Source organism: Curtobacterium sp. MWU13-2055, assembly GCF_023242305.1.
Classification (GTDB): domain Bacteria; phylum Actinomycetota; class Actinomycetes; order Actinomycetales; family Microbacteriaceae; genus Curtobacterium.
In genome coordinates, this window is record NZ_JALLIO010000009.1 from 139827 (window position 1) to 162992 (window position 23166).

A 23166-nucleotide genomic window follows, 5' to 3' on the forward strand; every position below is an offset into this window, starting at 1 on the left:
CCCGTGGCCGGCGAAACCGTCATCACGGTGGTGGGCAACCTCACCGCGGACCCCGAGCTGCGCTACACGCAGAACGGGCTCGCAGTGGCGAACTTCACCATCGCCTCCACGCCTCGCACGTTCGACCGTCAGGCGAACGAGTGGAAGGACGGCGACGCGCTGTTCCTCCGCGCGAGTGTGTGGCGGGAGTTCGCCGAGCACGTGGCGGGGTCGCTGACGAAGGGCTCGCGCGTCATCGCGCAGGGTCGTCTGCGTCAGCGTTCCTACCAGGACCGTGAGGGTCAGCAGCGCATGAGCATCGAGCTCGAGGTCGACGAGATCGGCCCGTCGCTCCGGTACGCGACCGCACAGATCACCCGCGCAGCGGGTGGCGGCGGCGGTCGTGGCCAGGTCGGCGGCGGCAACAGCGGCGGCGGTCAGCAGGGCGGCGGCAACGGCGGCTGGAACAACAACGGTGGCGGCAACGCCCCCGCTGGCGGCCAGTCGGACGAGCCGTGGTCCCCGCAGGGTGGCCAGCAGGGCGGCGGCAACGCACAGTCGAACGACGTGTGGAGTACCCCCGGCGGCAACTTCGACGACGAGACCCCGTTCTGATCCTCCGCGTTCCGACGGACACACAACTTTTCTTCTAAGGACAAATCACTATGGCTGGAAAGAGCACCGGCGACCGCCGGAAGCCTCGCGGCAAGGGCGGCAAGAACGCCGCTCCCGCGAAGTCGATCAAGGTCGGCGTCATCGACTACAAGGACGTTGCGACCCTTCGCAAGTTCATCTCGGAGCGTGGAAAGATCCGCGCCCGTCGCATCACCGGCGTCTCCGTCCAGGAGCAGCGCCTCATCGCCCGTGCCGTGAAGAACGCCCGTGAGATGGCGCTCCTCCCCTACGCCGGCTCCGGCCGCTGATCGGAGGTCGACACATGTCGAAGCTCATCCTCACCCACGAGGTCTCCGGCCTCGGTTCCGCTGGTGACGTCGTCGACGTCAAGAACGGCTACGCCCGCAACTACCTCATCCCCCAGGGCTTCGCTGTCGCGTGGTCCAAGGGCGGCGAGAAGCAGGTCGAGTCGATCCGGGCCGCGCGCACCGCGCGTGAGCTCGCCACCATCGAAGAGGCACAGGACCTCAAGATGAAGCTCGAGAACGCGACCATCTCCCTGGCGGTCAAGGCCGGCAAGGACGGTCGTCTGTTCGGCTCCGTCCGTCCGGGCGACGTCGCTGACGCCGTCCAGGCGCAGGGAGTCGGCTCGCTCGACAAGCGCAAGGTCGAGGTCCCCGCGACCATCAAGACCGTCGGTGACCACGAGGCCACCGTGCGTCTGCGCGAGGACATCACTGCCGTGATCTCGCTCAAGGTCGTCGCTGCCAAGTAGCACTGACGTTCCGCTCCACGACGGGCGGGTCTCCTCCGGGAGGCCCGCCCGTCGTTGCGTTGGCGGGTTCTCCGCGTGGTGCGGGGCGTGCGTGCTTTCACTTGGTGAGCAGAAAAGGTCGGGTCCCGATCCCCCACTCGACATCTTCTGCTCACCATCAACGCACGGTCGTCCAGAACGGCCGGGAGGCCCGGCTCGGCTTGCACGGGCGGGTTCGGCTTGGCTGGCTGGTTACCTCTCAGGCACGGCCCGACTTGCTGGGAACGGCCCGAGAACACTTCCCACAGGAGGGGTGCTTGTCAAGTCGTTTTACACAGCAGAAACGTGTCAAATCGGAACCTTCAAGGCGTACTTGAACCCCACTTTTCCACACACCGTGTGAGAATGAAAACCCCTGGTCAAGTGGTCGAAAGTGTGTTCCCATAGCCATGTTTCCACAGGCCCGTCCACAGTTCTCCACACAGCATTCCGGCGTGTTCCGCAATCCCTCCACAGAGTTATCCACAGGGCCGTTTGTTGGGGATAACTCTGCGGCCGTAGCTTGGCCCAGCGACTCGGGGATGTCGGTCGCTGGGGGTAGAAAGTCGTTGCAGGTGTCGGACCACCGTGTCCAGCCCTGCGTCGTTCAACAGAGGAGAGAGTGTGTCGATCGCGCATCTTGAGCCCGCACCGCAGGAGTACGCGGAGCGCGGCATGGAACGCACCCCGCCGCACGACCTGTTGGCCGAACAGTCGACCATCGGCGGCATGCTCCTGTCGAAGGACGCCGTCGCCGACGTCATCGAGACCGCTCGTGGCGTGGACTTCTACGTCCCCAAGCACGAGGTCATCTTCGACGCGATCCTGTCGCTCTACTCGCACGGCGAGCCCACCGACGTCATCGCCGTCACCGACGAGCTGACCAAGACCGGTCTGCTGTCCCGTGGTGGTGGCGCCGAGTACCTGCACAGCGTGACGAGCATGGTGCCGACCGCGGCCAACGCGGGGTACTACGCCGGGATCGTCGCCGAGAAGGCCGTCCTCCGTCGCCTCGTCGACGCCGGCACCCGCATCGTGCAGATGGGCTACGCGTCCGAAGGCGAGGTCACCGACCTCGTCAACAGCGCGCAGGCCGAGGTCTACAACGTCGCCGGTGGCGTGCAGACCGAGGACTACGTCCCCCTGACCGACGCCATCTCCGCCGCCCTCGACGAGATCGAGGCCGCCAAGGGCCGTGACGGCCAGATGACCGGCGTACCGACCGGTTTCGCGCAGCTCGACGGCCTGACGAACGGCTTCCACCCCGGACAGCTCATCATCGTCGCCGCTCGACCCGCCCTCGGTAAGTCGACGCTCGCGCTCGACCTGTGCCGCGCTGCCGCGATCAAGCACGACCAGACCGCCGCCTTCTTCTCGCTCGAGATGGGTCGCGCCGAGATCGCGATGCGTCTGCTGTCCGCCGAGACCAGCGTGCCGCTGCAGAACATGCGCAAGGGCACCGTGGACTCCCGCGACTGGACCACCATCGCCCAGACCCGTGGCCGCATCAACGACGCCCCGTTCTTCATCGACGACTCCCCCAACATGACGCTGGTCGAGATCCGCGCCAAGTGCCGTCGACTCAAGCAGCAGCACAACCTCAAGCTCGTCGTCATCGACTACCTGCAGCTGATGACCTCGGGCAAGAAGGTCGAGAGCCGCCAGCAAGAGGTCTCCGAGTTCTCGCGTGCGCTGAAGCTGATGGCGAAGGAGCTCCAGGTCCCCGTCATCGCGCTGTCCCAGCTGAACCGTGGTCCCGAGCAGCGTGCCGACAAGAAGCCGGCGATCTCCGACCTGCGTGAGTCCGGCTCGATCGAGCAGGACGCCGACATGGTCATCCTGCTGCACCGCGAGTCGGCGTACGAGAAGGACAACCCGCGGCAGGGTGAGGCCGACCTGATCGTGGCGAAGCACCGTAACGGGCCGACGGACACGATCACCGTGGCGTTCCACGGGATGTTCTCGCGGTTCGTGGACATGCCGCAGTAAGGCGGGTGCCTGTGATCGTCGTCGCAATGTGTCGCAATGAAGTGGGAACCGTCGCAAACGGCTCACGCGACAAGTTGCGGCGACAGGAAGACCAGCCAGGCGACAAGATGCACTGCGGGACCGTGCCGACGCGACACTTTGCGCTGCGAAACCAGGCCACGCGACAAGCTGCGCCGCAGCAGGCTGCTGATGCCTAAGCCACCGCAACGCCCACTCCGGATCGGCGACGCGCCACAACCACCACGAGCGATCCGCCGACTCGCGATGCACGTGACCCCCGAGCCCGGAGAGTGGCTACAAACCGCCATCAGCCGCTGGGCCTTCGACGTCTACAAGTGCTCCCGCCGCGATTTCCTGGAAACCATCGGCATGGGCGCCCTCCACCCGATCGAGATCCAGGGGCTCGGAGTCGCACTTCGCCCAGAAACTGCGGACACGATCAGCGCAGCTACCGGGATTCCCTTCGCCCGGCTCTACGCGATGACCCAGTCGATGCGCGACCACGCGACGTGGTCAACCTTCGCCGAACACATGCGCGACGGCGACACCTTCCCGTACCGCGAACGAGATCTTGGCAACGATCCCCTGTTCCGTGAAGTCATCCACAAGTGGTGTCCGGACTGCCTCAAGGAACGACCGGGCGTGCACGAGATGATCTGGCGCCACCCATGGCTGCACATTTGTCTGAAGCACCCTCGCGTCCTCGCCACCAGATGCTCGGGGTGCGGTGAGCACCCACGGATCCCGCTCGGCCGGACCGCCCAAGAGTGGGACCCCAACACCTGCCCCAACATGGTCCTCGGTGCCCGCTGCGCCGAACCCTTCCACCAAGCCGTCTCTCCACCCGTGGACGAGCGTGGAATTCTCTATGCGGCGCAGGTACGCATCATTGCGCTCACCCGATGCCACGACCCACAACAGCGCGAACGCCTCTACGATCTCGCCTACCGAATAAGAACGGTGCAGGAGAAGGATGACGAGGCCCTCGCGGATCTGACTGGCCTCGACACGAGCGTCGTCCGAGACCTCCACCCCCGTCGCCTTGACGCAGGCCACTACGTCGAACACCTCGAAACGTTCACCGTCCTCGCGGCAGCCGCGTTCGTCATGCAGACGAAGAGCGAGGCGCTCCGCTCTCTAGGGTGAAACACTCATAGCGCAAAATCACACGTCTCGGCTGTTCGGATCCCAGGTTCCCGGAACACGCTCGGCCCAGACGAATCGTCCGCTGTCGTCGTCTCGACGCAGATACCGCTCCAAGGACGGTGACTCAACCGTGGGCCTTGCCGCGACCCGATCACTCCAGCTCGGGTAGAGCTCCCTCTGCACGGCCTCCTCCAGCCGAACCAACGTGCGCATGTCGGGCCAAATAGCCCCGTCGAGGATCCGCAGGATCGTTGCGTGGGGAAGTCCTACATGGTGCGCAAGAGCCCGCACGCTCGATCCTCCCAGCGCATCGCGAACTCGTAACGCGAGCTGGCGGGCAGCCTCTGCAGCGGCGTCGTCAGACTCCACCTCTGGCCACGGCGCCGGCGTGCTCTCCGCCGGAGTCAAACGTTTTTCGCGCGCCATACAACCTCGCTCTTGCTAACCGTCAGCTTCGTGGATATTCTAGTAACCACGTAGTGGTTCCTTCGACAATTAGGTTGGCGTGTCGCATGATCGAAGTCCAGACAGCGCGAAGACTGCAAGCCTGGGAAAACTGGGACGAAGGCGCCTGGGGAGCCTTCGCAAACCGTTCCGACCCACCCTTGCTCACGGCTCTCGAAGCCCTGCGTTCCGAATCAGCGCCGGCCGCACGGGCACGACAGTTCCGGCCAGTGCGAGGTGTTCGGCACCTCGACTTCATCCGGCAAACCGACGCCGAGAAGACAACCGTTCGCGCCTGGTTCAGTTCTGATGGGCGCACCACCTACTCCCGCGACCTCATGGAGATCGCTGTCGAAGACTTCGTGCTCGGCCACCCGACCCGCGACTACTCCCGTCGCAAGAGTCAGCGGCACAAGCCCGTCGCGGTCTGGACCCACACGACGCACGGCCACGTGCACTGCGAATCCCGGCTCGAACGCGAGTTCGTCCTGCTCGCGGACTTCGATCCACGTGTCGCGCACATCAGTGCGCAGCCATTCACTGCGCTATGGCCAAATGGCTTCCCACTCAAGAAGCACACTCCAGACTTCGGAGTCCTCTCCCCCGGCCTTCCCGCTATCGCAGTCGACGTCAAGACGCCCGCCGCTGCCGCGAAGCCCGCCAATATCGCGCGGCACGCTCTCATCCGCGAGACCCTCGCCGCGGCCGGCATCATTCACATCGTCTGGACCGGCCTACCGGAGTCCGTGACAAGGAATCTCAGCAGCTTCTCGAAGGCTCGACCCGACTCAGACCTGGCCCTGACGTACGGGCTCGAGCTGCTCCGCTACTGGCACCCCAAAATCACCGTCCAGGAACTCGTCCGCAACGCCGCGCAGTTCGGCGCCCTCGACCGGCCCCTCGCACTGCAGGTCGTCCGCCACCTGCTCTGGACCGGTGCACTCCGCACCGACCTCCACAACCCCTACACCTCAGCATCCGTCCTGGAGAAGCCATGACTCCCGAAGAATTCACCAGTTTCGAAGACCGACTCACGGCCGTCGGTCTGTCAGCAGTTCGCATCGACCAGATGACGGACAGGACAAAGGTCGAGCGTGCCTTCCGTTCCGTGGACGACACCTTCGCTCCCCTCGTGCCGGGGTATGCCATGACTGACCCGAGATACATGAAGGCGCCACGTCAGCGCCATGATGAACTGCAGGACGAGATCGACAAATTCCTTCACGAGAACCCTGACCTTGTCGTGCGCGCACGGTACGTCAGCACGCTCGTCCAATGGTTCAGCGACTACCACCACTACAAGAGCGGCAACCTCGAGCCGCTCCCGTCCGTATTGACACTCCGACGACGGCTTACCCGTGCTCTCGCAGGCCGGTGCGCCACCGGTCTCGATGCCGCCGCCATCCGGATGGCTCGCTTCCGCGCACGCGCGTTCGCGCGGCCACCTCGCTCCGCGGTTCGTATTCCCGTTGACGACCCCGCGAGGAGCTTCCGACGGCCGCACGCGGGAGCGGTCCTGTACATGGACCTGTACACCGGCGCGATCATCTTCGCCTCCTGAACCGATCCCGCGTCGGCCCCGACCGCGGCACCTCCTTCATCAACTGTGCTCGCGTGATTCGGCGCGGCCGAAAACCACACAGAACGGAACCACCATGACCACCCAGACACGGCTCGTCCGCCGCGGCACGACCATCGTGATGGACGACCAGAGCTACGTCATCAGCGAGGTACGCGGCACGACCGTCTCCCTCGTCGACGGCACCGGACGACCGGCCGGCGACATCCCTCTCAGCGACGCGGTCACTGCAGCCCAGCAAGAGACCGCTCCACCCAACAACGTCGTCGAACTCCACCACTACTTGGAGCGGCTCCCGGAAAAGCAACGCAAGCGCGGAATCGAAGATGAGCGGATCCTGCACCTCCTCCGCACCGGTCGCGAACCTGAGGACCACCCGAACCAGCCACCAATCCCCGAGCTCGACCCGAAACTGCTGACCCTCGCGACCCGCGTAACGAACCTGGCCGCCATCCGTGTGAAGAAGCTCCGGAAGAACGGGCCGTCCGCCGGAACGCACGTCAAGCTTCGGTCCGAACGTCGACACATCGAGCGCGTGCTCCAACGCTCCCGCGAGCGAGGCTACGTCCACGACGCACGCATGGCGAAGCCGCGACGTGATCGGCAGCCGGACGCGCTCTGGGACGAGCTCTACGAGTACCTCCTCGCCGAAGCCAGCCGTTCCACGCGCACTATCGCGTCACTCGTCCGCGGGTTCGTCGCCGCCCGCAAGGCTGCGCGGCGAATGACGGACCTCCCATCGGAGCGGACGCTGCGGAACATGATCGCTGCACTTCGTGACCAGAACCCGGAAGGTCTCGCCGGCATCGCAGCGTCACGGCGATCGGCGAACAACAGGCCGCCCGCATCAATGCGTCGGCGCACCACGAGCCGTCCCGGCGAGCTTGTCCTGTTCGACACCACGAAAGCCAACGTCTTCATCAAGGACCCGAGGACCGGGAAGAAGCTCCGCCCCGAGATCACCATCGCGCTCGATCACTACACGCGTGCGATCGTCGGGATGTCGATCTCCGTGCTCACCTCTGGCATCGGCGTTGGGCTGTGCCTCGCCGATGTCCTCAGGCCGAAGACGAAGGACGATCTCCGCGAATGGACGCTCCCGGGTGACGCCCTCTACGAGCAGCCCTATGTCGGGGTCCCAGCAACCTGGGGGCACGTCGCCGGCTTTACTCCCGAGGCGATCGTCTCCGACAACGGGAAGCCGTTCGTCTCCGCGTTCACCTCCAACCAGATCGCCCGTCTCGGCATTGATTTTGAACCGCAACGCTCCTACACCCCGACCGACAAGCCCCAGGTTGAACGAGCATTCGGGACCATCAAGTCGCTCTTCGAAGAAGCGATGCAGGGATTCAGCGGAGGCGGTGTGCACGACAAGGGCGCTGACCCTGCTGGTGAACGGCTGATGTCCGGAACGCTGCTGGAGCGGCGTCTCCGACAGTGCATCGACCTCTACAACAACGCGCCGCACCGCGGACTCGTCCTCGAGGACGACCCCTTCGCCCGCCTCAGCCCCTTCATGATGTGGAAGATCTCCATCGAACGCGACGGAGCAATCCGCACCACCAGCTGGAAGCACGACTGGATCCGATTCCTTCCCAGCAAGTCCGTCGTCATCGGTGCCGGAGGCGTACGTCTGAACCGCCTCCAGTACCAAAACGCGCCGTTGCTCGATGAGCTGCGGAAGGACCGGCGGCTCGGACAGCGCAACCTGCAGGTGTTCTACGACCCGACCGACCTGCGGAGCGTCTATTGCTTCGACGCTGACGGCAACGCTCACGAGCTGAAGTGGAAGTACTGGCGGGAAGGACTGCCCCGCTTCGGAGAAGTCGCCACGAACGCGACCGCGCTCGCCCTCGGCGGACGATCCTTCACCGACGCCGAGTTCTTCGACCGGCTCACCAGCCTCTTCGCCGACTTCGCAATCGAAGACGCCGCCGAAGCGCAGGCCGGGCATGAAGACCTCGAACCGACGTTCACCGTCCTTGACCAAGACGAACAACGCGTGCAGTTCGGCGAGGACCTGCTGGCCCTCAACATCGCCCGCGCCCGCACCGCCGCGTCAGAGCCGGCCGCTCCTGCGCCTATGCCGCTTCCCGTCGACCGACCCGATCCTCGACCGAAGACGCAGGACGACTCCCCCGCCTCGCTGCCAGCTGAGATCGACGTCGTCGACCTCTCCACGAAGCGTCACGGTCTCCGGAGCTACCGCCCCGGCGAGGACTGGAAGCAAGCGCAGTAACGCCCTCCAAAGCAGTCCCGGCCAGACCTCAGCGTCCAGCCCAGACTGCCCCTCCCAACAGCCGACCCTCACATGGAGGCGTAGCAATGCCAACCGCCGAACTCGTCAAGCAGCCTACCGTCAAGGATCCCACATTCCTGCTTTGCCCTGACGATCAACTGTTCATCCGCGACACATTGAACGAACGACCCGACCCGGGCTTTCGCACCGTCACGCAGCTCCAACAGATGACCACGCGCGACCGGATGCTGTACGACCACGACCGCGCGATGTGGCACGCGACCGTCCCGCTCCTGCGCACCTCGCAAGCGAGCGCAGTGCTCGACCAGCTGACGACGATCGGGACGGCCGCAAGCAACCTCTCCATGCACCAGCAAGGCGTGCCGCTCATCAACGGTGAACCCGGTGTCGGCAAGTCGATGATCGCCCGCAGCTACGCCGCCGACGAGATGATCCGCCTCACCGTTCTGCGCGAACTCGAGATCGAACGAGGTCACAGGGAACCCGCACACGACGGAGCGCTGATCCGCCCCGTCATCTACGCCTCCCTGCCCGCTGCGATGAGCCGCATCGAGCTCGAACGGCACCTCTGCGAACTGCTCGGATGGCCGGTCTCAAGGAACTCCTCCGCCTCCCTTGCCGCCGCTCTGCAGGCGTGCGAGACCAAGCTCATCGTGATCGACGAGATCCAGTTCATCGGCTTCCACGGCGCGACAGGACGGCAGGTGCACAACCTCATCAGAGGCATCACGAACCAGGGAGTCCGCGTCCTGCTGTGCGGCAACGACATCGCGTGGGTCATCGGCGAACGGAGCGCGCCGGACCAGGAAAACTCCCGCCGACAGTCCCGCGGACGCTGGATCCCCCTCGAGGTGCCCAAGATGCCCTACGGCGAAGCCGACGCCAAGGCCGAGTGGGCTGAGGTCCTCGAGGAGTACGAGCAGCGCCTCCGCCTGAGCAATCTTCTCCCGCAAGGATGGCTCTCGCGGGACCTCGCGGCATACACGTGGGTCAGCACCCTGGGGTACTTGAACTCCCTCGCGACGCTCATCCGACACGCGAGCGCGGCGGCGATGCTCAGCGGCACCGAGCGCATCGACCGAGCGCTCCTCGACACCGTGCCTCTCGAGGAAGCCGTTGAGGACGGAAGGCACAGCCGGCTCGCACTCCTCGACGCTGGCAAGTACGTCTTCCCGAAGCTGTGACGTTCGAGTGCTCCCATGCCGTCTCGACCCCTCGCAATCGCTCCGTCCCTCGCCCCCGATGAGTGGCTTTCGAGCGCGATCAGTCGCTGGGCGTGGGAGCACTTCCACACCACGCGGCAAGCGCTTCTTGAGCGCCTGCGCCTGCACGAACTCCCCCCGCCCATCCTCCACAACCTCGGAATCGAAGCTCCGGTACCCGTTCTCGCCGAGTTGTCGGCCACGACCGGGATCACCACCGAACGACTCCACGCCGCAACCCTCGCACCCTTCGACGGCCGAGCAATCCGCATCGCGAACGGCCGGATCATGACCCACACGGGATGGGTCCGCCGAGCAGGGACGCGGTACTGCCCCGAGTGCCTCGCGGAGCAACCCGGCGTGTACCAACGGCACTGGCGACTCGTCTGGGCCTTCCTCTGCCTCCGGCACAGTCGAATCCTTGAGGACAGCTGTCTAGGCTGCAATCAGCCGCCATGTGACGTTGTCGGAGCGACCACCGAACTGTGGAACCCGACCACCTGCCGAAACAACACATCCAACGGTAAACCGGCTCTCCCCTGCCAGACACGACTGGATGACGCGGCCGAATCGGTCACATTTGACACCCTGTCGCCAATCGCAGCGGCGCAGCGGCGCATCTACCGAATCATCAGCGACGACGACCTCCCGCTCGATGTCCTCCGCACGATCGCCGGGATCATCGGCAACCTTCGAGCCAGCGGCGACCTCCAACTCATCAGCGGCCTCGCTGAGGTACCGCCCGAGACACTGCTCGGTCTCATCGAGGCGGAAGCACGCGTCGGATCCGCACCACCACACGATGCGTACGCACTCGCGGCCCTTGCCGCAGGCGCCGTCCTCCTCCTCGAAGGGTCAGAACTCGCCGTCCGTCCAATCATCCGACAAATCACCTTCTCCCGCAGGCCAGCGCACGTGCCGCGAGGTGTCGGTTTCGGACCGGGAAGCGCTGCTGAACTGCTCTCCTACTGGGGGCATCCCAACCCGTCGATGCGGGGCCGTGTCCTCCGTGCCATCGGGGCAGACATCACCCCGCGCGCGCGACTTCGCAGCGCAACCACCGAGAACGCCTCCACATCACCGGCTGCCCCTCCTCGCGCCGCACCAGGGCTCCTTTGGGCGAACTGGGCCGTGCCGCTGCACAACGCGCCCGGAACAACGATGCGAGCAATGAGGATTGCCTACGCGCACGTCATCAACGATCCTGCCCGACACTTCCCTACCCGTATCGTCGCGCTCGGCGACGAACGCGCACGAGCGACGACGATCGAAGCCCTCACACGGCTATGGAACGCAGCCCGTGAAGATCCGACACCGATCAATTACGACCGCCGCCGACTCCTCCTCGACGGCAGCACCATCATCAGTGCGGAGCACTGGCGTGCGCTCTGCGACGCGGCGAACACGGACCCAGGTGAACACCGCCGCCTCACCCTCGCCCGATGGCATCTCTACCTTCGGGCGACAGGCGATGACGCTGCAACGCTTCCAGCATCCATCCGGGGAGTCAGGCGAAAGCATGACGCAGCAGACCTCACTTCCTTCGGCATCCGTTTGACCGCGGAGCTCGTTGACGGAATCGACGCGTACCTCGCCGGACTGCTGCACTTGCTTGCCTCCTCCGACGCCCAGGCTGCCCGTTCTGCGCAGGCCCCCGAACCGATCGTGTGGGCCCCTCAGCGGCTATCGACGGACCCCGTTGTCGGGCCTGAGATCGACGACATCGATCACGACACGATTCACGCCATGCTCAGCGAAGGAACCCACTCCCTCGGGTCGATCGCCCGAGCCGTCGACCGCACGCCGGAGCACGTGAGGCTCGCGATCGACGCCAAGCCACCGTCATCCGGGCGCGTCACAGCGCATATCGCTTGGTGCGACGAGCTGGAACGCTCAGGGCCGCCGGCGGTTCGCGCCATACCGTGAGGCATCGGCCTTCCCCAGCGAGGCGCGCAAAATGCAGCCCCCACGGCTACGGACGGCGTAGATGCTGATTCCCTGAGCAGTCCAAGCTCCGCGACCGCCACTCAAACCCCTCAACCTGGCGCACGACGTCCGGAACAGCGTGGAGTGCCGGAGCGACCTGTACTAGCGCATCGGTGACCGTTTCGACCTGCGCTTCGAACACGCAAGCGCGGTACCAGGAAGGGCCGACCCAAGCGACGCGCCCCATACGGGTCCACGATTCATCCGGCCAGCTTGACCACAGCCAGCGAGCCCCGGAGCGAGCCGTATCGCCGCAGACATACACGCGATCCGCCCACCCAAGCATTTCGAAGGCGTTCACCACGCCGTCGCTGTCATCGTCGCCGGCATGCTCACGAATGACGGTTATCCACGGGTTCTCCTCATCCCTCGATGCGATCAGCTCGCGAGCCTGCGAGATCGTCTCCAACCGCTCCCAGTGTCCAAGTGTCTTCTGATCCCGGTACCACAGCCGCGCACTCGGCTCCGATGCCGAAGCGCTCCTGAACGCTTCCACTGGCACAATGAAGTTCCGAGGCGCGGTTTGCAGCAACCGACCGGGCGTCCTCGTCCTCTGAAAACACTTAGCGGGCAGGAGGACGCTCTCGCGAACCGTTGCCCGCTGAGCCTGTGTTGCTGTCATTCGAGTCCACGTCAGCTGGGCAGGTTCCATCGGAGGTCGTACCCGGTGTCGGCGAGGAACCACAGCCGGTTGCGAACTTCTTCCAGCGCTATGGTGTCGTCGTCGGTGCGGGTGTCGGCGCGGAGGAGCGTGTTGGCGGTGATGATGTCGTCGGTGCGGTCCCGGTAGCCGGCGGCTGTCGCGGTGGTGAAGATGGTTGGGTCGGCCGGGAGGATGAGCTCGGTCCCGGAAAGGTCTTCGTCCGCGGGCTCGAATCCGAGGCCCTTCATATCGATTTCGTTCGCTGCGAAGGCGACGAGCCGGTACGGCGTCGTCTTGCCGACCGTGATCGCCGGGTAACCAGAACGACTCGAGATCCCACGCCCGGAGATCAAACAGCCGGCGCCAATGAGCCGGTCCGCCTGCTCCGGAAGCGGTAGGTCCGACCGCCATCGAGATCGAATTCCCCCCGGTCCCGGATAGCACGCGATGCAAAAGTCCACGAGCCCGCCCACTTCCCGGGATTCCCATCCGATGCTGGTGCGGTGCACGCGTTTCCCGAGCCGGGCGAGGGCGTCGTCCACCTGCCCAGGGGTCAGTCTTCCGCGGCGGACGAGGTCGTCGAAGGTGTCGCCGTTGACGGCGAGCATCCGTGCGACGGCGAAGGTGATGTAGATCGGTGCGGCGTCCTTCCACCGGTCGTGGACGCCGAGGACCTGTTTCCCGTTGACCCAGACGCGTCGGCGGTCGACGTCGACGAGCAGGACCGTCTCGGTTTGTTCCGCGAGCGCGATCTGCATCTGCATCACCGTGCGCGGTGCGAGCAAGAGCAGCTCTACGGGTGTGCCCGGTTCGCCGTGCGGGTTTCGGGTCGATGTTGGGAGGCGGGCGCGGCGTCCGTCGGCGAGGCGGATCGTGTCGTGGGACTCGACGACTGCGCGGAGGCCGGCGAGTTTGAGGACGGCGAGGACGTCGGTGAGGTCCGCGGTGTCCCCGAGCCCATACGGGAGCGTGATCTGCGGCCGTCCCGCGTAGGCGTCGGCGACCCATTGCAGTGCTGGCCCCATCAGCAGCGCTCGTCCGGGGTGTCGGGTCGGATGAGCGCCATGAGCCAGCTTGCCTCGGTGAGGAACGGCTCCCACCCGTCGCGGGTGTCGCCCCGGGCGGGTTCGAGCCGGTAGGTGGCGGCGTCGCCGGTGCCGTGGACGATGACCTGGCGGAGTTCGGTGTCGTGTGGGTTGCGGAAGAACATGTGTCCGTGGACGCCGTGTGTGTCGAAGGCGACGTTGATGAGGAACAGGTCCGGGCGCTCGGTCATCACCGCCACTGCCGTCCGCGGAACAGGGCGACGATCGTCGCGAGCGGCCGGTCCTGCCGGACCCAGTCGGACGGAGTGAGCGGTTCGTCGTCAACGGTGAGAAACGTGCGGGGTGTGGTCATGAATTCGGTCATTGCTGCCGCATCGAGTAGCGGTTGCGGTGCTGCCGCGTAGAGCACGTCTAGGCCGGGCAGCAGACTGGACGGGTCACCGAACTCAGGTAGGGCTGGCCGGACGAGTTGCCAGTCGGGGATGCGTTCTTCGCCGTCGAGGTCGAAGCTCAGTAGTCGGTTCGACCCGAACAGCTCACCGACGTCATCGATGCTGATCTGCAGGGCCGCGGCGGCTTCCGCTTCGGTCAGAGTCGACTCGAGCAGGCGCCGGCGGATGCGGGCCTGCGTGGCTTGCCACCAGTCGTCAGGCACGTCCGCTCCGTCAGCCGGGGCGACGCCGGGCGCGCGGGGGATCTGCCGCCCCTGGTCCGTGTAGGCGCGGAGTTGGTCGCGGGTGATCTCACCCCGGGCGAACATCCACAACTGCGACTGCCACGACAAGTCGTCGGGAACCCCTTCGAGGTACCCGGAGTGGATGACCGCCCGGACGGCCTTCTCCCTGCGTGCGATCTCAGAGGCGGGGATGAGGAGGGTCTGCACGATGCGCTTCGCTTCCCTGGTTGCGGGGACGGTCAGGTCGGTGAGGCGCCGCCGGTTCTGGTCAACGAGCTGGTAGCCGGGCTCTTTGTCGCTGTGTTCGATCACGATCCGCGCCATCGACGCTTCCGGGTCATCGGTGTCCTCGAGGAGCACATGTCCCCACAGGATCCGGTCGTTCGAGAGGTGCAGGGAAACCAGCCGCATCATCAGCAGTACCTCCAAGAAGACGTGAACAAGCGAGCGACGGGGTCGGGGTGCAGGTCAGCTCGCCGGTGGGGTTGGTCGGGTTCGTCCGATGCGTTCCGGGTGCTCAGTGAGGATGAACCGCATTAGGCGGTCCGTTTCTGCCATCGCCGCTTCCGACGCGTCGCTTCCGGTCGGGTCGGTGGTGGTGAGGCGGAACCATGGCTCCTCGGCCGCATGGTCGATTAGTACCGTCGCCCACGGCCCGTCGGGGTCGACCGCGTCGGTGAAGATGGTGGCGCCGAAGAACCGGGCGTCGTCGAACGCCAGGGTCAGAGACACCAACTGCAACGCCACGGGACGGGCCGCGTTCGCTTCGTCGGTCATTGGACGTGTATCCAGCGGAGGTCGTAGGCGGTGTCGGCGCGGAAGTGCAGCAGCTGCCGCAGCCCGTTCACCGCATCCGTGTGCGCGTCCGTGTAGCCGTCCTGCCAGATCACGGACGCGGTGATGAACTCGTCCGTGCAGCAGCCGAGGTTCGGCGGCGCGAGGATCGTTGTGTCCTGTGGGATGAGGACCTTCACCGTTGCTTCGTCCGCGCTGGCGGGTTCGTAGCCGAGTGCGGTCATGTCGGGATGGGTGGCGAAGAACGCCGTCAACCGGTTCGGCGGCACCTCAGCCCACGACTGGTGGGCGGCCCACCGGTCCGACATCACCCCGCCGAGTCCGATGAGTTCATCCGCCTGCTCGTCGAGGGTTGCGTCTCGCTTCCAGCAGGTGCGGATCCCGCCAGGACCCGGATAGGCCGCGAGGATCCAGTCCGCGAGAGCGGACCGGTTTCGGGCTTCCCACCCGAGGGGCGTGTGGAACACGTGCTCGCCGAGCGCCAGCAGGGCTGCGCGAACCTGCTCGACCGGGAGCCCGGTGCGGCCTGCGACTTCGTGGGTCCCACCGCCGTTGACGGTGATGGTGCGGGCGATGGCGAACACGTTCCGCCAGCCCGGTGTCGCGTCCCGCTGCATCGACGACCCGGACACCTGCCGGCCGTCCGCCCACACGCGTTGCCGTTTCCCGTTCACCACCACCAGGTCCGGGTACCGCCGGGCCAAGGACACCACGCCTCCTTCTGATCCGCCGGGCAGGACGATCAGATCCGCGTCGCGACTGTCCGGTACGCCGTCGGTGATGGTGGTAGTGGGGTCTGGTGTCGACAGGAACCCGGTCCGGCCGTCCTCGAACCGGAGCCGGTCGAACGCCTCAACCTTGGCGGGCATGCCGGCCGCGGCCAGTGCGGTCAGAGTCTGAGTGATGTCGATCGTCCACCCGAGCCCAAACGGCAACGACATGACCGTCTGCTGCTGCCGGATGTCTTGAACCCAGAGCCGGTCACTCACGAGCAGTCCCGTGGAGACGGTGGATTGCGCGTCGGGGTGAGGTCAGTCACGATCTACTGCCCGCGAAATGTCCTCTGACAGGCGCTCCAGTCCGAGACCGGACGCTTCGAGGATCGCGTTCTCGGACTCTTCGGTGGCGACGAACGACCCGATCTCAGCGTTGACCGCGACCAGCGTCCCGATGCGGCTCCGCGCGTCGAGGGTGACGGCGGCGACTTCTTCGTCCGTGCAGTCAGAGCTCAGTTCCGGCTTCGACGGGTGGAGTGCCGGGAACTCGAGCTGCTGCACCGGCGGGTGCCATTTCACGCCGACTCGAAGGACGCGGCCATCGATGTCGTTGCGGTAGAACATCGACCCGAATGGATGCCCCATGTTGAGGGTGAGGTCGGCGCCGTAGAGCGTCCAGCCGGCGACAGCGTATGACGGGTCCCAGTGCTGCACGATGAGGGCACCAACGCCCATCGTCAAACCCGGGATGAGTGCTTGGCCCTCCTGGACGTCGGCGTAGAGAGCTTGCAGGCCAGCGAGCGGCGCATCTCGGAGGTCTGCGAGAGGAATTCTTGTCATGCCGCTCACTGCAGCGTCCTGGCGCCTTCGGATACCAGCGTGATCTGTCAGATGTGCGTCGTCGTCGCTCACGAACACTCCCTTCGCTTCATCCTGCAGTGATGCGCCCGGAGAGATCACGTGCTGATCCCCTATCGCGCCGGGACGGAATAGCCCGCCCTCGAACTGGAGCCACTCCCACCGCATCACCTGTGGTACATATAAGTACCATGAAGACGCCGGGCGCAGCAAGAGTCACGATCGTGGGGATTGACGGCACCGAGCTTGACCTCAGCTGGCTGCAGGGGAGTCGGATCCCCGCGGGGGTCCGAATCGAGATCGCGGATGCCGGCGAGCGGTTAGATCTCGTTGTCTCACGAGGAGACGAGCACGTTGCGCTGGTCATCGACGATGTGACCGGTGAAACCCTTGCTGAGGAGCGTCGCTCCCCCGCTATAGATCTGATCAAGCTCGCGCACAGCCTCGCCACTGCGCGCAAGAGCTACCGCGGGACTAAGGCAAGTTCGCGGGGTCCCGAGGACCCTTCGGCGCGGATCCTGTTTGGAAGCGTCAACTGGCCGTTCGGGAACGGACGTGACTAAAGGTCAACGGATGGTGGCGCTTTACGCACGGCTCGAGACGAGTGCAGATCGGCGTCGAGGGCGATCTCCAGTCGCGTGATCGTGGCCAGATCCGGCCACACTTGCCCGTTCAACACCCGCAGGAGTGTCACGTGACTTACACCGGCTTCCGAGGCCACCGCTCGAACGCTCAAGTCGCCCATGGCGTGGCGAAGACGAAGGACGAAAGTGCGCGCTACTTCCGCGAGCGGGTCAGCCGACGCCACGTCAGGCCATGGCGCTGGAGCGCGATCCGCTGGTCGACCACGCGCGGGATCTGGCATGGGGTACAGGCTATGCCAGGTCATCCGCCCGGCGTTGGTCTCGTACTCTTCCGGCTACCGACTCATCGATAGTTCGACGGGCACCACAGCCACCTGTCATGACGTCGAGAGACGCCGGCGCACACCGCTCAACAGCCTCGTCTCCCACCAAGGCGATGCTGTGGCTTCCACACCCCCAGACCAAGGTGTCTACGAAGACTTCCTCACCTCTAGACTGAACGGCGTACTGCTCTTGAGGGGGATCGTGCTTCCGGCTATGGATGATCGCGGCTTGCTGCCGCCCGCGACCCACCCCTACGAGACGACACTCGACGAACTGCATCAGCGGTTCGTCGTTGAAGCGCCGTTCCGCGAGCAGCGCCAACGCGTGTTCGATGCGCTCTCGCTATACGCGTCACTCGTTTGGGACTCTCTGCCCACAGCGCGGTTGCGAATCGACGGAGGCTTCATCACCCATAAGACTTGGGCGGCTCCCGAGGACGCCGACGTAGTCGTTGTGTACGACCGCCCGACTCCTTCGGGTGGTCTGAGCGCTGTTGTTCGGGCACCGCTGTTCACGATGTCGAACCTCACAGCGGTCGTGTCCGACCAGAGTGTCACCTTGGACAAGGCGCCCGTGATGGGTGGGCTCATCGACGCCTACCCCGCGCCAGCCGACAAGCCAGCCGGTCTCGCGTACTGGGATCGTTTGTGGTCAAACGTCACCGGTCCAGGGAAGACTCTCCTCGACGGGGAGCGCAAGGGGTACGTGGAGGTGACGAATCCGAATGCCGAGCAGTGATGAGATGTCGCTCGAAGAGCTCTTCCGGGCAGCCCTACGTGAGGCGCGCAACGACGCTGACAGCGAGCTCCTTGTCAGTGCGCTCCTGTCGTCAGCAGTCGTTTCCCCGTCGCTTCAGCTCGTCGCAGAAGAGGAACTAGCACCCGAAGCGGCCGAACTAGAACTGCATCTGAACGAGGGTGACGTTCGAGAGCATGCGACGAACGCGAAGTCCTTCGGCGTGTTCATCAGTGCCATGGCCGATGCGTCGAAGGAGTACGTCAAGAGCATGCTCCGCCTCGGAGCAATGAGTGCTCCGCTGAGGATCGCACCAGGGCCTGGGTCAGTGCGCGCGACCTTCATCGCGCCGACGCCGCATGAGCGCGCGGACGGTCGCCACACCCCACTCACCGCTCAACCGACCGAAGATCGCGTGTGGACCGAGAGTGACGTGTATTCCGACTCGCTCTGGGCCATCGCGACCGTCTTCAGTAACGCGGAACCGGATCCGGACAACGTTGCGCTCGACGGCATCATCCAATCGATCCCCTTCCGAGCGCGGACGCAGCTGCGAAAGGTTGCCGAACAAGTGGCCGCACGCGACTGGCAGATTACCGGCGAGTTCCGGAAGCAGGGTCTCCGAACTCACGGCGTATCGCTGACGAGCCGTGGCGCGAAGCATCTGGCCGAACAGCTCGCGGTCCAAGACGTTCAACGGACGCAGTGGAACACGTCGGGAGCGATCACGGGTCACCGGTGGGACAAGGGGCTCATGTTCTTCTCCGCAGACGATCGCACGCGGACGTTCGCCGCCAGCTTCGAGTCGTCGGACTTGGAGAGACGTGTCGCACAGCTAGCGACCGTTGAGGACCGGCGGGTGGAGGCTCGCTTCACCATCTACACTGCCGTCGGCCGAGGCGCAGACGAGGGCCGCCGCAGTTACGTCCTCGAAGCGATCTACCCTTCCGCTGTGGAAACCGAGCTCGATCTTCCCTCGGGTAGCTGACGGTCGGCGAAGATGCAGCGATCGCAGACTTACGTCTGCACGCGCGGTCCGGCTAGGACGGCAGGTCTGATTTAGCCCTAGATCGGACTCCGTTGAGGGGGGCGGCGGGCCAGCCATCGAGAAGCAACAGGGCCTTTTTGCGCTGACCACAGCAGCGCCGGATGGGCTGTGGATTCGGGAAACCGCCGCTGATCCGCGAACGTTGCTTGCCTGGTGTCTCACCAGCTCGATCGCGAAGCCCAACGCATAAGAGCGGGTCGCCGCTGCTCTGACTTGATCGTTCCGATTGCGCATCTGTCGCGCATCCCTAGGGTTGCGAGACGTCTCGTCTACGTCGTAGTCGTGCTTGTGAGCAGCCTCGCTCTGTGTCGTCGTTTTCGCTGCGATCGGTGTCGGGTCAGGTGGTGCCGATGACCAGGGTGCTGCGGGCGGCCTCGACGACGTCGTTGGTGATGACGTCGAGCTCGTTGATCTTCAGGACGCGTTGGATCTGAGGGAGGAGGCGCTCAAGGAGCCGGAAGTTGCCGCGGGTGATGCGTTCGACGGCGGCGATGGCTTGCGCGTCGGTGAAGTCGTCGGGGTCGAGCGTCTTGCCGAGCTTGCGCCATTGACGTTCGAGGACGAAGAGCAGCTCGTCGTGGCCGAGCGGACGGTACTGGTGGGCGAAACCGAGGCGGCTGTAGAGCTGCGGGTAGTGGCTGAACTGCTTCTCGATGCCGGGCATGCCGATGAGGATCATCGCTATGCCGGTGCGGTCGTACTGGTCGCGGAGCCACTCGATCGCGTTGCCGGTGAGGCGTTCGGACTCGTCGATGATGATCAGCTCGAGCAGGGACGGGTTGGGGCCGTGTGCGTGGTCGAAGTGGCGACCCTGGAGCAGGAGGTGTTCCTCGATGCAGCGTTCGGTGCGGAGCATGTCGTGCCGGAGGTCGTCCTGCAGGGCGCGCATCGTGGCGGAGACCTCGGGCGTGTAGAAGACGGTGCGGGCTCGGTGGGCGGCGGCGTAGATCTTCGTGTCGTCTTCGCTGCGTGCGGCCCATCTGGCGATGAACGGGCCGATGCTGTCCCAGTGGGCGTAGCGGCGTGCGGAGAGGGTCTTGCCGACGCCAGCGGGGCCGAAGCAGACGCCGATGGTGTTCTGCTTCCGGACGGCGTCGGCGAACTCCGCGAACCGACGGTGTTCCTTCGTGATGATGAACTGGCTCGTCATGACCGGTCCTCCTCGTAGGTCATCAGTCGCGGTTGATCCGGTGCCGGTGCGGGTGCTGGTGGGGTGTGATCATCGGGTGTGGGGCGGACGATCGCGATGCGTTCGCGGATCTGCCCGCGCAGGGCTCTTCGTTGCGCGTTCCGGGCGGCCTGGATCTGCTTGAGACTGATGGTCTCGGTCTGATGCGCGGTACTGATCGCGGTGCACAGGAACGCGTCGCGGTGAAAGACACGGATCTCGGTGACGTCGCGGGGGTCGTACCGGACGCTGACGGTGCTGCCCACGAAGGGTGCGAGAGTGGTTGCGGTGTAGCGGAGCCCTTCGAAGTGGATGCCGTCTCGTTGCACGACACGCGTGGTCGGGACGGTGAGCAGGAACCCGTCGAGCTGCTCGAGGGAGTCCGGCATTCGTGGCAGCCACCCGTCTGCGATCCACGCTTCCAGTGGGCTCTTCCGGAGCTCGCGGTGGATGCGGGCGTTGTAGCGGCGGATGAACGTGTTGATGGCACTGTCGACACCGGCGAGATCCAGCGCCGGCGTCGGCGCCGGCGCCGAGGATCCGGGTGCGAGGTGGCCGGGGAGCGTTGGGAGCAGCTCGGTGTTGATGGTGCCGAAGAACCGCTCGATCTTCCCGCGGCCCTGGGGGCGAGCGACCTGCGAGTGGATGATGCGGAGGTGCAGCACGGCGGCGGTGTCGCCGATTCGGTGGCTGGTGAAGTCGGACCCGTGGTCTGTGTAGAGCACGTCTGGGATCCCGCAGACAGGCCAGTCCGGTTCCGGCTTGTGCCAGATCGCTTGCCGGAGCGCGAGCGCGGTGTTCGCGGCGGATGGGGCGCCGAGGAACACCATGTACCCGCAGACCGCGCGGGAGTAGTCGTCGAGGATCACCGTCAACCACGGCCGTTCGGGCTTGCCGTCGGGTCCGACGATGAGCAGATCGAGCATCGTGTGGTCCGCCTGCCAGATCGCGTTGGGGCGATCCGCACGACGTCGGAGCAGCAGTTCGTGCTTGTCCCGATATGACGCGGGCCCCTCAAGCGCGAGCGTCACCATCCCGGGATCAAGCCCGTTCACGATCGACCGCACAACGGAGTACGACGGCGCTGAGAGACCTCGTTTGGTGCAGTAATTGTCGACCTGGCGGTGAATCGTGGCGATCGAAGGTCGTGGCTTGGTGAGTGCGAGCCCCTCAATCAGGCGCACCAGTTCCGGTGCCGTCCGTCGGGCGCCGTGATCGGTGCGGGTGCCGTCGGCGAGAGCCGGGTATCCGCCGGTTCGGTAGCGGGCCAACCAGCGTTGCAGGGTGCGCTCAGCGACGCCCGTGGTGCGGGCCAGGGTGGCGAGCGGGATGGCGTCCTCGACGTGCAGTCGAAGGATGCCCCACCGCTCGCTCGCGTCCATAGCCAGCTACATCGTTGGGGAAGGCTTGGTTCGTCGCGCCGCGACGGGCTCGGCGTGCTTCGCGAGTGCACGGTAGATGGTGGTGCGGCTAACGCCGAGCACGTCGCCGATCTGCGCGACGGTCATGTCCTGCTGTTCGTAGAGCCGGCGTGCGGTGCGCACCTGGTCCGCGGAGAGCCGAGATGGTCGGCCGCCGGTGCGGCCGCGGGCTCGAGCGGCGGCGAGGCCGGCGTTGGTGCGTTCCTTGATGAGGTCCCGTTCGAACTCCGCCAACGCGGCGAAGACGTGGAACACGAGCCGGCCGCCGGGCGAGGTGGTGTCGATGGTCTCCTGCAGGGACCGGAACCCGATGCCGCGCTCGGCGAGAGCGTGCAGCTGATCGATGAGGTGCCGGATGGACCGGCCGAGCCGGTCGAGTCGCCAGACGACGAGAGTGTCGCCGGGGCGGAGCTGGTCGAGGAGCTTGTCGAGCTCGGGCCGGTGTTGGAGCGACCCGGACATGGTGTCGACGAACACGCGGTAGCAGCCAGCGGCGTTGAGCGCGTCGATCTGCAGCGACGCGTCCTGGTCTGTGGTGGACACGCGCGCATACCCGAGAAGGTGACCCATGAAGAGAACGTAGCGAAACTCGACCAGGAGGGGTAGTGGCGGCACGTAGATTCTGGGACTGGGTTCCGCTACAAGACACGGCGCCTCGCACCCGGACTGAGCGCCGGTACGGATAGTTGTAGCGGAATCGTTCGTATTTGTTACGTCTGCCGCGCTCGCGCGGCGAGCCGGAGTGCTTGCACGGAACGGAGGTGTTGTTCCGATCGGTGGCGGCCGTTGGCGGGAGACGGATGTGGTGCTGCGATGACCGGAAGGAGTCGGGGGTGCTCGTCCAGGGTGAAGTGTCGCATGACGCCGTCGAGGGCAACGGCCCCGTACGTGACGATCGCAGTGAGAGCGGGGAGGGCCGCGAGCAGTGTGGCGAGGGCATGCCGCCCCTCGTCGATGTCCTCGAGTCGCACGCGGTCGGGCAGTTCCCATGGGACAAGGTTCCAGCGGACGTACTCGCCGCGTGCGAGTCCGGACTCGATACGGGCTGCTCGGAACGCGGCCGCGGTCGGGCCCGGGTTGTCCTCGCTGCAGATCGCTGCGTGCGCTGCGGCGATGGTCTGGGGGCCAGGCGACTGCATCAGGACCAGGACACGGCTGA

24 protein-coding genes are annotated in these 23166 nt (G+C 65.6%); 13 read left to right on the plus strand and 11 right to left on the minus strand.

Going from position 1 to position 23166, the window contains the following annotated elements; translation table 11 throughout:
- Positions 1-3: 3 nt before the first annotated feature.
- From M4960_RS16695 to M4960_RS16740, 10 genes are all read left to right on the plus strand, one after another.
- Positions 4-594, plus strand: a complete 591-nt coding sequence (locus tag M4960_RS16695) for a single-stranded DNA-binding protein (protein ID WP_248704862.1) — start codon at positions 4-6, stop codon at positions 592-594.
- A 50-nt stretch (positions 595-644) separates the two neighbouring features.
- Positions 645-902 carry a 30S ribosomal protein S18 gene (rpsR, locus tag M4960_RS16700; protein WP_017887834.1) on the plus strand — a complete coding sequence of 86 codons (258 nt, stop codon included), beginning with the start codon at positions 645-647 and terminating at the stop codon, positions 900-902.
- Positions 903-916: 14 nt separating this feature from the next.
- Complete coding sequence (gene rplI, locus M4960_RS16705) at positions 917-1369, plus strand: 50S ribosomal protein L9 (protein ID WP_111083665.1); 453 nt, start codon at positions 917-919, stop codon at positions 1367-1369.
- 642 nt (positions 1370-2011) lie between these two features.
- On the plus strand, positions 2012-3376 hold the full coding sequence (gene dnaB, locus M4960_RS16710) for a replicative DNA helicase (RefSeq protein ID WP_111083664.1): 1365 nt from the start codon (positions 2012-2014) through the stop codon (positions 3374-3376).
- Between the two features lie 270 nt (positions 3377-3646).
- Positions 3647-4522, plus strand: coding sequence for a TniQ family protein (locus tag M4960_RS16715; RefSeq protein ID WP_248704863.1), 876 nt, complete (start codon positions 3647-3649; stop codon positions 4520-4522).
- A 512-nt stretch (positions 4523-5034) separates the two neighbouring features.
- Positions 5035-5964: a hypothetical protein gene (locus tag M4960_RS16720; RefSeq protein ID WP_248704864.1), complete on the plus strand. Its 930-nt coding sequence runs from the start codon at positions 5035-5037 to the stop codon at positions 5962-5964.
- Complete coding sequence (locus tag M4960_RS16725; protein WP_248704865.1) at positions 5961-6527, plus strand: hypothetical protein; 567 nt, start codon at positions 5961-5963, stop codon at positions 6525-6527. Before M4960_RS16720 ends, M4960_RS16725 begins: the two co-directional genes overlap by 4 nt.
- 94 nt (positions 6528-6621) lie before the next feature.
- Positions 6622-8784, plus strand: coding sequence for a Mu transposase C-terminal domain-containing protein (locus M4960_RS16730; protein WP_248704866.1), 2163 nt, complete (start codon positions 6622-6624; stop codon positions 8782-8784).
- A gap of 227 nt (positions 8785-9011) precedes the next feature.
- Entirely contained in the window at positions 9012-9989 is a 978-nt protein-coding gene (locus M4960_RS16735; protein WP_248704867.1) for an ATP-binding protein, read from the plus strand.
- A 15-nt stretch (positions 9990-10004) separates the two neighbouring features.
- Positions 10005-11933 (plus strand): TniQ family protein, encoded by a 1929-nt coding sequence (locus M4960_RS16740; RefSeq protein WP_248704868.1) that lies wholly within the window; start codon positions 10005-10007, stop codon positions 11931-11933.
- A gap of 693 nt (positions 11934-12626) precedes the next feature.
- Here M4960_RS16740 and M4960_RS16745 read toward each other — a convergent pair.
- The 6 genes from M4960_RS16745 to M4960_RS16770 all read right to left on the minus strand — a co-directional run bounded on the left by M4960_RS16745 (position 12627) and on the right by M4960_RS16770 (position 16781).
- Complete coding sequence (locus M4960_RS16745; protein WP_248704869.1) at positions 12627-13394, minus strand: hypothetical protein; 768 nt, start codon at positions 13392-13394, stop codon at positions 12627-12629.
- A gap of 266 nt (positions 13395-13660) precedes the next feature.
- Positions 13661-13912, minus strand: coding sequence for a hypothetical protein (locus M4960_RS16750; protein ID WP_248704870.1), 252 nt, complete (start codon positions 13910-13912; stop codon positions 13661-13663).
- Complete coding sequence (locus M4960_RS16755) at positions 13912-14772, minus strand: antitoxin VbhA family protein (protein ID WP_248704871.1); 861 nt, start codon at positions 14770-14772, stop codon at positions 13912-13914. Before M4960_RS16755 ends, M4960_RS16750 begins: the two co-directional genes overlap by 1 nt.
- Positions 14773-14826: 54 nt before the next feature.
- Positions 14827-15135 (minus strand): hypothetical protein, encoded by a 309-nt coding sequence (locus M4960_RS16760; protein WP_248704872.1) that lies wholly within the window; start codon positions 15133-15135, stop codon positions 14827-14829.
- Complete coding sequence (locus tag M4960_RS16765; protein WP_248704873.1) at positions 15132-16094, minus strand: hypothetical protein; 963 nt, start codon at positions 16092-16094, stop codon at positions 15132-15134. The genes M4960_RS16760 and M4960_RS16765 overlap by 4 nt, the downstream gene beginning before the upstream one ends.
- A 90-nt stretch (positions 16095-16184) precedes the next feature.
- The gene (locus tag M4960_RS16770; protein WP_248704874.1) at positions 16185-16781 is read right to left on the minus strand and encodes a hypothetical protein; all 597 of its coding nucleotides are present in this window, start codon (positions 16779-16781) and stop codon (positions 16185-16187) included.
- A 137-nt stretch (positions 16782-16918) separates the two neighbouring features.
- On the opposite strand from M4960_RS16770, the gene M4960_RS16775 reads away from it, so the two are divergent.
- Entirely contained in the window at positions 16919-17290 is a 372-nt protein-coding gene (locus tag M4960_RS16775) for a hypothetical protein (RefSeq protein WP_248704875.1), read from the plus strand.
- Here the strand turns inward: M4960_RS16775 and M4960_RS19890 are convergent.
- A complete protein-coding gene (locus tag M4960_RS19890) occupies positions 17287-17616 on the minus strand; it encodes a helix-turn-helix domain-containing protein (RefSeq protein WP_374203001.1) in 330 nt (109 codons plus the stop codon). The two genes, M4960_RS16775 and M4960_RS19890, sit on opposite strands and share 4 nt — an antisense overlap.
- A gap of 136 nt (positions 17617-17752) precedes the next feature.
- Between M4960_RS19890 and M4960_RS16780 the strand changes: the two genes are divergently transcribed.
- Complete coding sequence (locus M4960_RS16780) at positions 17753-18373, plus strand: hypothetical protein (protein ID WP_248704876.1); 621 nt, start codon at positions 17753-17755, stop codon at positions 18371-18373.
- A 4-nt stretch (positions 18374-18377) separates the two neighbouring features.
- Positions 18378-19358, plus strand: a complete 981-nt coding sequence (locus tag M4960_RS16785) for a hypothetical protein (RefSeq protein WP_248704877.1) — start codon at positions 18378-18380, stop codon at positions 19356-19358.
- A 397-nt stretch (positions 19359-19755) separates the two neighbouring features.
- Here M4960_RS16785 and M4960_RS16790 read toward each other — a convergent pair whose 3' ends face one another.
- The 4 genes from M4960_RS16790 to M4960_RS16805 all read right to left on the minus strand — a co-directional run bounded on the left by M4960_RS16790 (position 19756) and on the right by M4960_RS16805 (position 23146).
- The gene (locus tag M4960_RS16790) at positions 19756-20568 is read right to left on the minus strand and encodes an AAA family ATPase (RefSeq protein WP_055960810.1); all 813 of its coding nucleotides are present in this window, start codon (positions 20566-20568) and stop codon (positions 19756-19758) included.
- Positions 20565-21968 carry a Mu transposase C-terminal domain-containing protein gene (locus M4960_RS16795; RefSeq protein WP_071301383.1) on the minus strand — a complete coding sequence of 468 codons (1404 nt, stop codon included), beginning with the start codon at positions 21966-21968 and terminating at the stop codon, positions 20565-20567. Before M4960_RS16795 ends, M4960_RS16790 begins: the two co-directional genes overlap by 4 nt.
- A 6-nt stretch (positions 21969-21974) precedes the next feature.
- The gene (locus tag M4960_RS16800) at positions 21975-22577 is read right to left on the minus strand and encodes a recombinase family protein (protein ID WP_055960814.1); all 603 of its coding nucleotides are present in this window, start codon (positions 22575-22577) and stop codon (positions 21975-21977) included.
- 140 nt (positions 22578-22717) lie between these two features.
- On the minus strand, positions 22718-23146 hold the full coding sequence (locus M4960_RS16805) for a uracil-DNA glycosylase (RefSeq protein ID WP_228506156.1): 429 nt from the start codon (positions 23144-23146) through the stop codon (positions 22718-22720).
- Between the last annotated feature and the right edge of the window lie 20 nt (positions 23147-23166).

Bases quoted from the DNA above. Each gene is read 5' to 3' on its own strand.
- rpsR (WP_017887834.1), top strand. From the start codon at position 645: ATGGCTGGAAAGAGCACCGGCGACCGCCGGAAGCCTCGCGGCAAGGGC.
- rplI (WP_111083665.1), top strand. From the start codon at position 917: ATGTCGAAGCTCATCCTCACCCACGAGGTCTCCGGCCTCGGTTCCGCT.
- M4960_RS16720 (WP_248704864.1), top strand. From the start codon at position 5,035: ATGATCGAAGTCCAGACAGCGCGAAGACTGCAAGCCTGGGAAAACTGG.
- M4960_RS16725 (WP_248704865.1), top strand. From the start codon at position 5,961: ATGACTCCCGAAGAATTCACCAGTTTCGAAGACCGACTCACGGCCGTC.
- M4960_RS16730 (WP_248704866.1), top strand. From the start codon at position 6,622: ATGACCACCCAGACACGGCTCGTCCGCCGCGGCACGACCATCGTGATG.
- M4960_RS16735 (WP_248704867.1), top strand. From the start codon at position 9,012: ATGACCACGCGCGACCGGATGCTGTACGACCACGACCGCGCGATGTGG.
- M4960_RS16740 (WP_248704868.1), top strand. From the start codon at position 10,005: ATGCCGTCTCGACCCCTCGCAATCGCTCCGTCCCTCGCCCCCGATGAG.
- M4960_RS16745 (WP_248704869.1), bottom strand. From the start codon at position 13,394: ATGCAGATCGCGCTCGCGGAACAAACCGAGACGGTCCTGCTCGTCGAC.
- M4960_RS16750 (WP_248704870.1), bottom strand. From the start codon at position 13,912: ATGACCGAGCGCCCGGACCTGTTCCTCATCAACGTCGCCTTCGACACA.
- M4960_RS16755 (WP_248704871.1), bottom strand. From the start codon at position 14,772: ATGATGCGGCTGGTTTCCCTGCACCTCTCGAACGACCGGATCCTGTGG.
- M4960_RS16760 (WP_248704872.1), bottom strand. From the start codon at position 15,135: ATGACCGACGAAGCGAACGCGGCCCGTCCCGTGGCGTTGCAGTTGGTG.
- M4960_RS16765 (WP_248704873.1), bottom strand. From the start codon at position 16,094: ATGTCGTTGCCGTTTGGGCTCGGGTGGACGATCGACATCACTCAGACT.
- M4960_RS16775 (WP_248704875.1), top strand. From the start codon at position 16,919: ATGAAGACGCCGGGCGCAGCAAGAGTCACGATCGTGGGGATTGACGGC.
- M4960_RS19890 (WP_374203001.1), bottom strand. From the start codon at position 17,616: ATGACCTGGCATAGCCTGTACCCCATGCCAGATCCCGCGCGTGGTCGA.
- M4960_RS16785 (WP_248704877.1), top strand. From the start codon at position 18,378: ATGTCGCTCGAAGAGCTCTTCCGGGCAGCCCTACGTGAGGCGCGCAAC.
- M4960_RS16790 (WP_055960810.1), bottom strand. From the start codon at position 20,568: ATGACGAGCCAGTTCATCATCACGAAGGAACACCGTCGGTTCGCGGAG.
- M4960_RS16795 (WP_071301383.1), bottom strand. From the start codon at position 21,968: ATGGACGCGAGCGAGCGGTGGGGCATCCTTCGACTGCACGTCGAGGAC.
- M4960_RS16800 (WP_055960814.1), bottom strand. From the start codon at position 22,577: ATGGGTCACCTTCTCGGGTATGCGCGCGTGTCCACCACAGACCAGGAC.
- M4960_RS16805 (WP_228506156.1), bottom strand. From the start codon at position 23,146: ATGCAGTCGCCTGGCCCCCAGACCATCGCCGCAGCGCACGCAGCGATC.